The 10,125-nt window shown below is 59.7% G+C and carries 9 protein-coding genes; 2 read left to right on the top strand and 7 right to left on the bottom strand.

Annotated features, from left to right (window positions below):
- On the top strand, window positions 1-340 hold a 340-nt coding region (locus JJB09_RS26520), incomplete at its 5' end, for a hypothetical protein (RefSeq protein ID WP_210341752.1).
- Between the two features lie 27 nt (window positions 341-367).
- Here the strand turns inward: JJB09_RS26520 and JJB09_RS16340 are convergent.
- The 7 genes from JJB09_RS16340 to JJB09_RS16310 all read right to left on the bottom strand — a co-directional run bounded on the left by JJB09_RS16340 (window position 368) and on the right by JJB09_RS16310 (window position 9,084).
- Complete coding sequence (locus JJB09_RS16340) at window positions 368-1,363, bottom strand: Gfo/Idh/MocA family protein (protein ID WP_201660293.1); 996 nt, start codon at window positions 1,361-1,363, stop codon at window positions 368-370.
- A 20-nt stretch (window positions 1,364-1,383) separates the two neighbouring features.
- Window positions 1,384-2,547 carry an adenosylhomocysteinase gene (locus JJB09_RS16335; protein ID WP_201660290.1) on the bottom strand — a complete coding sequence of 388 codons (1,164 nt, stop codon included), beginning with the start codon at window positions 2,545-2,547 and terminating at the stop codon, window positions 1,384-1,386.
- 92 nt (window positions 2,548-2,639) lie between these two features.
- Window positions 2,640-3,575, bottom strand: a complete 936-nt coding sequence (locus JJB09_RS16330; RefSeq protein WP_201660287.1) for a LysR substrate-binding domain-containing protein — start codon at window positions 3,573-3,575, stop codon at window positions 2,640-2,642.
- A gap of 173 nt (window positions 3,576-3,748) precedes the next feature.
- Window positions 3,749-4,531, bottom strand: a complete 783-nt coding sequence (gene fabI, locus JJB09_RS16325) for an enoyl-ACP reductase FabI (protein WP_201660285.1) — start codon at window positions 4,529-4,531, stop codon at window positions 3,749-3,751.
- Window positions 4,532-4,589: 58 nt separating this feature from the next.
- Window positions 4,590-5,780, bottom strand: a complete 1,191-nt coding sequence (locus JJB09_RS16320) for an acetate/propionate family kinase (RefSeq protein ID WP_201660282.1) — start codon at window positions 5,778-5,780, stop codon at window positions 4,590-4,592.
- Window positions 5,781-5,784: 4 nt separating this feature from the next.
- On the bottom strand, window positions 5,785-6,750 hold the full coding sequence (locus JJB09_RS16315) for a phosphate acetyltransferase (RefSeq protein WP_201660279.1): 966 nt from the start codon (window positions 6,748-6,750) through the stop codon (window positions 5,785-5,787).
- Between the two features lie 90 nt (window positions 6,751-6,840).
- On the bottom strand, window positions 6,841-9,084 hold the full coding sequence (locus JJB09_RS16310; RefSeq protein WP_201660276.1) for a DUF3141 domain-containing protein: 2,244 nt from the start codon (window positions 9,082-9,084) through the stop codon (window positions 6,841-6,843).
- Between the two features lie 336 nt (window positions 9,085-9,420).
- On the opposite strand from JJB09_RS16310, the gene JJB09_RS16305 reads away from it, so the two are divergent.
- Window positions 9,421-10,089: a CBS domain-containing protein gene (locus JJB09_RS16305; protein WP_201660273.1), complete on the top strand. Its 669-nt coding sequence runs from the start codon at window positions 9,421-9,423 to the stop codon at window positions 10,087-10,089.
- Window positions 10,090-10,125 lie beyond the last annotated feature (36 nt).

Below are 10,125 nucleotides of genomic sequence, written 5' to 3'. Positions count from 1 at the left end.
AAATCACTCAAATTTCGTTCCCCTAAAACCGAACCTTTCAGTCCAATCTCAGGAGCGAGCTCGTTGGCCGCCAGAAGCAACCGCCGCCCCGTTCGATGAAGCGGGTTATAGGCCCCACTCCTCGCACTGTCAAACCCTATTATCACAAGATTCCAGAAAATCGCACAAGACATTGATTTTAAACAATACTTCCCGTCACATCACCGTCATCAGAGAAAAATCCCAAAGGCAGCGGGCCGGAACGCAGCCGTTTCACCCGAAAACCCGAGCCTCGCCGCAGCACTTCCATGCCGTCAAGCTCAAAGCCTCGTCCGTCGGCAGCCCTTGCGTCGGCAAATGAAGCCACAAATGCTACAAAATGGGCCGCTCAGCGCCTCGGGCGAGCACAGTGGCCTTCCCATTCTGTAAGCAGCGACATGATCTCGAGCGAATCCTCCAGTCGAGGGGATGGTCGCGGCGCTTGACTGTAGCCATCGCTCAGGCAGTGCTCTACTGTGTGCACCTGGTGCTGGAAGGCATCGAGGCCTGTCGAAACGACGATATCTTCCGTCTTGCCGTCATAGGTCGAAAGCTCGATGACGTTGTCACCTGCGACGGGCAGCCACGGATTTGTTTTGAAGCGTGCGGAGCCCTTGTCGCCGTACACGGAGAATTCAAACGCCATTCCATAGCTGTCGGTCGATTGCAGCGTCGCAAGCACGCCATTGCCGAATCGTACCGAAAGCGCGGCGTCGCAGATATTGCCGTCTTTGCTTGAGCGATTACCGAATCCATGGGTCGCGCGTTGCCTGAAGGCATTCGGTCCAAAAGCGGTCTGGATAACATAGTGCAGTAGCGATGCCGGATAGCAGCCGAGATTAAACAGCGTGCCGTTGCCCTGCGGGTTGACCACTTGCCAGATATCGGCCGCATAAAGTCCGCTCACCGACCGAACCGTACCAAGCCGGCCCGAACGAGTAATCATTCCAAGCTCAGCAATGATCGGGTGGCTGAGATACATCAGCCCCTCGAGAAAGAAGATGCCACTTGTTCGCACCGCGTCGGCGAGCGCCTCGGCGTCAGTCATTGTTGTGGTCAGGGACTTTTCCGAAAGAACGGGCTTGCCGCGTGCCGCCGCCTTGATCACTGCCTCGTGATGGACGTTGTTCGGCAAGCCGACATAGATGATGTCGATATCGGCATCATCGTACAGCAGGTCGTAGTTCGTATAGTTCCTCGATACCGCATGCCGATCGGCGAAGGCTTGCAGGCGGCCGGTATCGCGCCCCGCCACCGCCGCGATGCAGGAGCCTTCGCTTGAGGCAATCGCCGCAGCCATCGTGTCTGAAATGAAGCTCGTGCCGAGAATTCCCCAACGCAGCATAGGCCGTTCCTTCATCTTTTTCAGCGGTTCAGGTCGAGATAAGCTGATGCCACCATCGCATCGATGTCGGCTGGAACGGGTACGACGCACATGGACTTGTCCAGCTTGCCGCTCGCAACCCGCTCCAGGCATCGTGCCTGGAGCGTAAAGCCGAGATCCATCGACTCCACCGAATTGCCGAGCGGATTGACGCCTGCGAGATTGGCCATATGGCCGCCGCCGAGAATGTGGATCTTCCGACCATCCGCCAAATTCAGCGTCTCGATGCTCTCGCGCACATAGCGGTCGATACTTGTGGTCGACGGGTCATTGCGCAGATCCTCGACGAGGATTTCGTGCGGGACATGCCCGCCATTGAGAAGAATGACGCCATCCTTGAGAAGCGGCAGATCCGCCGCCGTCAAAACCGCCGGGGCGCCGGTTACCGTTACAATGACATCGGCCGACCGGATGGCATCCTCTCGCAGCGGCGTAGAAAATCCATCTAGATGCGCTTCGAGCGCCGTGACCGGATCCGTATCGACCACGCTGACAGCGCTATAGGCATTGCGGAAGCACGCAGCCGTCCCCTTGCCGCATGCGCCGTAGCCGAACACGCTCACCCGCTTGCCATTGGTCGAACGGTTCGTGAAGCGCATGTAGCTCTCAAACAGGCTCTGGCCGACCGCATGGCGGTTTTCCGCAAACTGCTTGATGGGGCTGTCGTTGATGACGAGAACCGGCACGCCGATCGCTTCGCGCATCGGCAGCAGCCGTGTCCGGCCAGAAGTTGTCTCTTCGGTCCCCCCAAGCAGCGCCCGATAGGGATGTTCCACCACTCTGGCGAAGAGATCGCCACCGTTGTCGAGCAAAAGGTCAGGTTCACGTGCCAACAGTGTGTCGATGAACCCACCGTGAGCACCAGCGTCCTGAGTCTGGCCGCCGATCACTTCGATGCCCTTGGCGCGCAGATAGTCCACCGTATCGGGCTGGGTACTGTTGAGATTGCCGGTCACGACGAGGTTCGCACCACCGGCCCTCAAGGTCATCAACAGTGCCACCGTCTTCGGCTCGAGGTGAATTGCTGTGCCGATGGTGAGCCCACGGAAGGGTTGTGTCCTGGCAAATTCCGCCGCGGTGGCGCGGAGAAGACGACAGGAATTGCCTGTCCATTCGATGCGGGAAAGCGATTGGGAAGATGTCATGTTGATATGTTCCTAAGGAGGCTCTGCACGCCTGTCGCGCCATGAGACTGTTTAGGACATATGAAAAACTGCTCCTAGAGACATAATACTCACTATGTGAGCAGTTTTTCTTCGCTTCTGGCCGAGCTTCGACCTTCAGCAACAAGCCAGCTTCGCAACGCGGCGATCGGTTTGTGATCCCTGTCGGCGATCCTGCAACAGATGCGAAAACCGGCAGGGCGGCGGACAAAGCCGAACGGCGCGACGAGAACGCCGGAGGCAAGTTCGGCTTCTATCGACGCGCGGGGAGCAATGGTAACGCCGAGTCCAGCCTTTGCTGCAGCAACACTGAGCGTCAGGTCCTCGAACTCGATGCGCCTGCGAAAGCGCACTGGGGTGTTGCCGCTCTCTCGAAACCAGTCGTCCCAGAGATAGCCGACATTGCGCGGAACCAGCGCGTCCAGCTCCGCCATATCAGCAACGCCAGCCTCTGCCGGCATTGTCAGGCCGGGACTGATGACAGGACCAAACTCGTCATCCAGGAACATGGTCGCATCAATATCAGGCAATGGCCTGTATTCCCCGCCGACGATCATCACATCGATATCGGGGGCATCCGTGAGCGACAACGTCACCGCAATCGGCACGATGTCGATTTCCAGTGCCTTCATATCCGTCAGCATTCGAGGCAGGCGCGGCACGAACCAGGCTGCGGCCATCGGCACGGGCACGCCCACCCTCAGCCGCACCCTGAGACCTTGCGAGACCGCCTCTTCGGCTGCCCGGGAAATGATGGCAAAGGCCACACCTACAGCATCGGCCAGCCGCTGGCCGGCTGGATTGAGTGTCACACGACCGCCTTGCCTGCTGAGCAACGCGATGCCGAAATGTTCTTCAAGGCCCGCGAGTTGCAGGCGGACGGCACCTGGAACGACACCAAGATCAGACGCGGCGGTCCTGAGGCTGCCGCACCGCGCCAGTGCGTCCAACGCCCGCAAGGCATTCAATGGCGGCAAGGCAGGCAGGCGTTTCTCACTTGCAGTCGGCATGCTTGTCCTTCCTCCGGGACGAACCAATCGTATCGCGGCAGATGTTCGGTATAGTTGATTCCGCGATCCCCAAGCTTGTCGCAGAAGGTCTGGACCTACAAACTATTGGACACACGAAAATCCACGTTGATGGTCAACGGTTGCCGCAGTGGGTTTGAGGATCAAGTCCCGCGTCAATCGATAATGTGATAGCCGCCATCGATATACAGCGTGTCACCAGTAATGAGCCGCGCGGCGTCATGCGCCAGGAAGGCAGTGGCCATGCCGACGTCGTCGATGCTGACGAGGCTTCGCGTCGGGGCGGTTTCCTGCGCCTTGTGAAGGAGTTCGTCGAACTCGGGTATTCCGGACGCAGCGCGCGTCGCGAGCGGTCCAGGCGAAATGGCATGCACACGGATCCCCTTGGGTCCGAGCTCGGCGGCGATGTAGCGGACCGCGCTTTCGAGGGCCGCCTTGGCGAGGCCCATGACGTTGTAGTTCTTCACCACCATCTGACTGCCATAATAGGTCATCGTGAAGAGCGTACCGCCGCGCTTCATCAGCGGTTCGGCGAGATGCGCCATGCGGATGAAGGACCAGCACGAAATGTCCATGGTCGTCAGGAACCCGTCGCGGGGCACGTCGACCACGCGGCCCTGCAGCGTGTCCTTGGGGGAAAAGGCAATGGAATGGACGAGAAAATCGAGCTCGCCCCATTCTTCGCCAATCCTTGCGAAGACCGTTTCCAATTGACCGGGGACAGCCATGTCCAGCGGCAGGACAATCGCTGCTTCGAGCGCCGCTGCCAGCGGCTCTACATGCGGACGCGCCTTGTCGTTGAGATAGGTCACTGCCAGCTCTGCGCCAAAGGCCCTGAAGGCCTTGGCGCAGCCCCAGGCGATCGACTGGTCGTTGGCGATGCCGACGACGAGCCCCTTCTTTCCTTCGAGCAACTTTGCCTTCACGTCCGGAATCATTGGCACGGACCTCCCTTGATGTTGGTTGTGAGTTCGCAGGCAGGCGCTGGTCGCAGGGTCACGCCGCTCCCAATCCGTGGATGCGAACGACCTCCGTCGCATGCCGTGCGATCATCAGTTCCTCGTCGGTGGGAATGACGAACAGCAGCGGCTTGCTGCCCGGCTGAGACAGAAGCGTTTTTCCGGCCGCATTTGCATCTGCGTCGATCAGGGCGCCCAGCCAGCCCAGCTTTTCGGCAATCCGGGCTCGCATTACCGGCGAGTTTTCACCGATCCCTGCGGTAAAGACGAAGGCGTCCAGCCCGCCGAGGGCCGCTGCCAGCTGTCCGGCATACAAGCCGATGCGATAGACGAAATGATCGAGCGCGAATTCCGCGCGAGGATCGTTGCTTTCAAGCAGATCACGCACGTCGTTGCTGACCCCCGAGAGTCCCTTCAGGCCGGATTCCTTGTAGAGCATGTCTTGGACCTGCTGAGCGGACATTCCCCTTTCGCTGAGCAGGTAGAGCACCACGCCGGGGTCGATCTGGCCGCTTCGGGTGCCCATCGGCAGGCCATCGAGCGCGGTAAAGCCGAGCGTGCTTTCGATGCTTTTGCCGTCGCGCAACGCACACATCGAGGCACCGCTTCCCAGATGGGCAACGATCACCCGCCCGGCGGCGATCTCCGGTGCGACCTCCGGCAGGCGACTGGCGATGTATTCGTAGGAAAGTCCATGAAAACCGTATCGTCGCACGCCTTCGGCGAAATAATGCTCGGGGATCGCATAATGATCCGCCACGGCACTATGGCCGCGGTGAAAGGCCGTATCGAAACAGGCGACCTGTGGAATTTGCGGCATCTGTTCAACGAAGGCGCGGATGGGAGCGAGGTTGTTCGGCTGGTGAAGAGGCGCCAGTGGGATGAAGCGCTCAAGATCGGCCAGGACCTTTTCGTCGACCCGTATTGGCTTGGAATAGTCCGGGCCTCCGTGGACGACGCGGTGGCCGACTGCGACCAGATTGCCGGACAGCTTTTCACGCAGCCAGCCACCCACCATTCTGGTGGCCGCGGTCAGATCGGCCACTTCGGATGGGGAAAAGGCCTGATCAATCATCGTGGTGCCAGCATGGTCCCTGGCGCTGAGATGCGGCGTGGTGCCGATCCCCTCCATCTTGCCCCTGACCAGTTTCCTGAGGCCGCGCTCGATACCGAAAACCTCGAATTTGAGGCTGGACGATCCAGCATTGATGACGAGAATTGCATCCATGGCTCTATGCCTTCGGCAGGGCGGATGCGCGTCGGCGCGCATCAACGAGGAGAACCGAGATCGCGCACGAAGCGAGCCGCGTGCGGACGGAATCGGCGCGCGAAGTCAGTACGATCGGCACGCGGGCACCCAGCACGATACCGGCAGCATCCGCCCTTGCGAGGAAGGACAGGTTCTTTGCCAGCATGTTACCCGCCTCGAGATTGGGTACGACGAGGATCTGGGCATGGCCGGCAACCGGAGAGTCGATACCCTTGATCTTCGCAGCTTCGGGATCGATCGCATTGTCAAAAGCGAGCGGCCCTTCCAGGATTCCGCCCGTAATCTGGCCGCGCTCGGCCATCTTGCAGAGTGCGGCGGCGTCGATGGTTGAAGGAATCTTGGACGTTACGGTCTCCACGGCTGAGAGGATCGCCACGCGCGGCGTGCCCAGCCCAATCTGCGTGAAGAGATCTATCGCATTCTGGATGATATCGCGCTTCACATCGAGATCGGGCGCGATGTTGATGGCGGCATCGGTGATGAAGAGCGGATCCGGATAGGTCGGAACGTCCATGACGAAGACGTGGCTGATCCGGCGCGCGGTGCGCAGACCCGTCGTCGAAGACGTAACGGCCCGCATCAGCTCGTCAGTATGAAGGCTGCCCTTCATTAGCAGTTCGCCTTTGGCTTCCCGGATGAGTTCCACGGCCTTTGATGCAGCCGCATCGCTGTGCGCTGTATCTATTAACTTGAACTTGGAAATGTCGAGCCCATGGGCGTCGGCAACGGCCTTTATCTTTTGCGCAGGCCCCACAAGCACCGGGACAATGAGGCCGGCCTCGGCAGCTTCGACGGCGCCGCGAAGCGAGGTCTCGTCGCAGGGATGCACGACGATAGTTCTTGCCGAAGGAGCCTCGGCGGCGCGTGCGATCAGCGCATCGTATTTCTGATGCAGGTTGGCTGGATAGGCCTCTTCAGAAACAGACATCCGCAATACTCCTCGTGGTTTCGCACACTCGTGACGCCTGCAGCCTCGAGCGTAACCCCGGTGGCTGCCTAATTCCAGCTGGACAAGAAATCAGCGTCCGCCGGACCTGACCAGCCTTGCCTTGGCCGGTGCCCTGGTCGCGTCTGACCCCGTAACATCAGTTCCGAAGAGAGCCTGCAAGCGCTGCCAGCGCTCTTCACCTTCGGGCGGCAATTCGCCGGGGGCAGTGAGCACTTCATGCAAAGCAGAGAGTCCCTTCTGTCGCGCTTCCATATCGTCCGGCAACAGGGCGGGAATGGCTGCAAGGCTGGCTTCCTCGTCAATCAGCAGCATGAGGAACTGTTCCCGTATAAGCTCCTTGAAGCCTGCCAGCGTCATTGTCGATGCGCTGTCGTGGGATTTGTGCAATCGCTTGATGGCAGCAAAGCCCCGTTCGTCCACGCTGCCGCGCACCATGCCGACATAGATCAGGCCGCGGGCCAGGCATTCCAGCAATCCGCCCTTGGACATACGCGATTTCAATTCGGCGACATGTTCGCCGAGGACCTGCTGGTGCAGCCCCGTCTTGCCGGCTCGACGGCGAGGGCTATCGTCGGCGGGATCTATTCCGACCGTTGCCTGAAGCAACGGCGAGCCGTAGACCGACAGGAACGTCTGTTCGGCTGCCGTTTCCGTGATCTGCCGCCACGCATCGAGCCCGGCAACGATCTGCTTCGACATGAATTGTTCGAACTGAAGGAAGGGGTTGTCCTTGGCTACGGGTACCCGGCCCTCGCGAACAACTTCCGCCGCATCGTCCACCAGCGCCATGAAGGGGTTGGCGTCGGAGAACAGCTCGTACTGCAGCCGCAGGGGATGCAACGCCCGCAAGTTTTCGGCGAATGCTTCCGGCATCATCGCCTTGACCCAAGGCTGCATGAAGGTTTGGTAGAGCGCCAGGTTTATCTCGGAAACACGCGCCGCTGTCGCGAAGCGCCTTTCATCGGCGCCGTCGTTGCCGCCAAGCGCCCGGATGTCGTCGAGCGTCCTTGCCTCGCAGCGCATGATCCAGTCGCCGGTAACGAGATCCCCGTTGGCATTGTCATCGGTTCGCGCTTCGAAGATCGCCTCGTAGAGTCCGGGCGGCAGCGCGTCGATCAGGTCAATGTTGCTGGAGAACTCGCCATGTTCCTTGCGCGCCACCCCGGCTGACACGAAGATGCCGAGATGGCCGATCGTTTCGTGGACGGTATAGACGATCGTCTGGCCGTGCGAGCGGATTTCATCGATGTCATCATAGAGGTCGAGGATCCAGTCAAGCGCCTGCTGCGGCGGGGTAATATTGTCACCCTGCGAGCAGAACACCACGATGGGCGAGCGGATATTGCGCAGATCGATCGTCTTGCCGTCCGTGGTCCTGATCCGCCCGGCGGCAAGATTGTTGCCGATGAACAGCTCGTCGACGATGAACTGGATTTCCTCCGCGTTCAGGTTGACATGACCGCCCCACCATTGCTCGAAGTCAAGGTAGCGCGGCGCTTCGGTGTCTATCTTGGAATAGAGGTTGTACTGCTTCGTCCAGAGCGTATTGGCGGGGTTCTGGTTCTCGAAGTTCTGCACCAGCCATGCGCCGTCGAACTTGCCACTGCCGAGATCGCTGGTAAGCGCGGTCAGCCAGCTGCCGCCGAGAAGACCGCCGCTGTAGCGCATGGGATACTTGCCATGCACGCCGGCCCAGTAGGAGAGCGGCGCACCTGCGATGATGATGGAGCCGAAGAGTTCCGGGCGCAGCGCCGCCAGAATCATGACCGCCCAGCCGGCCTGGCAATTGCCGACGACGCAGGGCTTGGCATCCGCTCTGGGATGTAGCGCAATGACCTTCTCGAGGAATATCGCTTCGGCGAGGCAGATATCCTCGATGGTCTGGCCGGGTACCGGCTCAGGCAGGAAACCGATGAAATAACAGGGATGGCCGGCCTTGAGTGCAACGCCAATCTCGCTGTCGGCCTTGAAGCCGCCAATGCCGGGTCCGTGGCCGGCGCGCGGATCGACCACGACGAAAGGCCTCAGGTCTTCATCGATGGTGACGCCATCGGGCGGGACAATCCGCACAAGTCCATAGTTGACGGGTCGTTCAAGCGTGCGGCCGTCCAGCACGATCTCGGGGGTGAAGGAAAGAACATGCGGCGCAGAACTGGCGATATGTTCGCGGTACTGGTTGCCCCGTTGGTGCATCACATCCCAGAACAGCACGGTTCTCTGAGCGGCATCGACCACATATTCGACCGCCGGCGACGATTTGACGATTTCGGACAGTTGGCGGCTGGCGGTTTGCGAAACAGGAGAAGCACTCATTCTACGACCTCCTTGGGAGTGGAGTTGCGTTAGAAGATCTCATTCACATGCATGCGTCGCTTTACGTTGCGGTGCAGCATAATATGCGTATCAGAGCTGCCGAGCCGGTTCAACCCTTCGCCTAGACTTTGCGTCTTTTCGGCATCCATTCCGGCAACGACTAGCACCGCACTGTGTCAGTTGGGTGAAGAGTCTCGGCGTTTTACGGCAACGACAGCACCCTTGCCATGAGCAGGGCAAGTCCGTGGCCATTCCGGTTGTCGAAGCCTGCCAAGTGGTTTACTCTGGTCGGCAGCTGAGATTGATGCCTAGGAACATTTTGGAGTTGAAACCGAGATGCAGGCAAAAGATGTAATGACGACAACGATCGTCAGCGTTTCGCCGGAAAACAGTGTCCGGCACGCGGCCGAAATAATGCTGATAAACCATGTCAGCGGCCTTCCCGTGATCGACAACAGCGGCCTTCTCGTCGGCATCATCAGCGAAGGTGACCTGATCCGAAGAACGGAGCTCGGAAGCGAGGCCATAACCTCGCTATCCGATGGTGTGCTGCCGGCAGAGGAAAGGGCCTATGCATTTATCAGGCGCTCTTCTTGGAAAATCGGCGACGCAATGAGCCGCAATCCGATTGCGATCGACGAGGATACCTCGCTCGCGCGCATTTCCAGGCTTATGCAGGAACACGGCATCAAGCGGATTCCGGTGACGAGGAATGGCGAGCTTATCGGCATCGTCAGCCGCGCAGACTTGCTGAAAGCCATCATCATGGCCGAACTGGACGAAATTGCTGCGGGAGACGAGGCTCTCCGTCGCAGTATCACCGTACGTTTGGGCGAGAACACGGGCCTCGAGGGTTTCGATCTGAAAGTCACGGTTTCGGATGGAATTGTGCATCTCTGGGGTGACGTCACGACAGAGGATTGCAGGAGGGCAGCTTGCATCGTGGCAGAAAACGTCCGCGGCGTACGAGGTGTTGTTGAGCACTTCTCGCAGCAGTCGCCATAACTGACATCAGAAGGCACAACGCGCGGCAGCTTGAAA

It is taken from the genome of Phytoamicus setariae (genome assembly GCF_016722925.1).
Classification (GTDB): Bacteria; Pseudomonadota; Alphaproteobacteria; order Rhizobiales; family Rhizobiaceae; genus Rhizobium_E; species Rhizobium_E setariae.
Note: the sequence above shows the minus strand (reverse complement) of the source record. Positions and strands in the feature narration are given on the sequence as shown.

Coding starts and splice junctions, on each gene's coding strand:
- JJB09_RS16340 (WP_201660293.1), bottom strand. CDS start 1,363: ATGCTGCGTTGGGGAATTCTCGGCACGAGCTTCATTTCAGACACGATG.
- JJB09_RS16335 (WP_201660290.1), bottom strand. CDS start 2,547: ATGACATCTTCCCAATCGCTTTCCCGCATCGAATGGACAGGCAATTCC.
- JJB09_RS16330 (WP_201660287.1), bottom strand. CDS start 3,575: ATGCCGACTGCAAGTGAGAAACGCCTGCCTGCCTTGCCGCCATTGAAT.
- fabI (WP_201660285.1), bottom strand. CDS start 4,531: ATGATTCCGGACGTGAAGGCAAAGTTGCTCGAAGGAAAGAAGGGGCTC.
- JJB09_RS16320 (WP_201660282.1), bottom strand. CDS start 5,780: ATGGATGCAATTCTCGTCATCAATGCTGGATCGTCCAGCCTCAAATTC.
- JJB09_RS16315 (WP_201660279.1), bottom strand. CDS start 6,750: ATGTCTGTTTCTGAAGAGGCCTATCCAGCCAACCTGCATCAGAAATAC.
- JJB09_RS16310 (WP_201660276.1), bottom strand. CDS start 9,084: ATGAGTGCTTCTCCTGTTTCGCAAACCGCCAGCCGCCAACTGTCCGAA.
- JJB09_RS16305 (WP_201660273.1), top strand. CDS start 9,421: ATGCAGGCAAAAGATGTAATGACGACAACGATCGTCAGCGTTTCGCCG.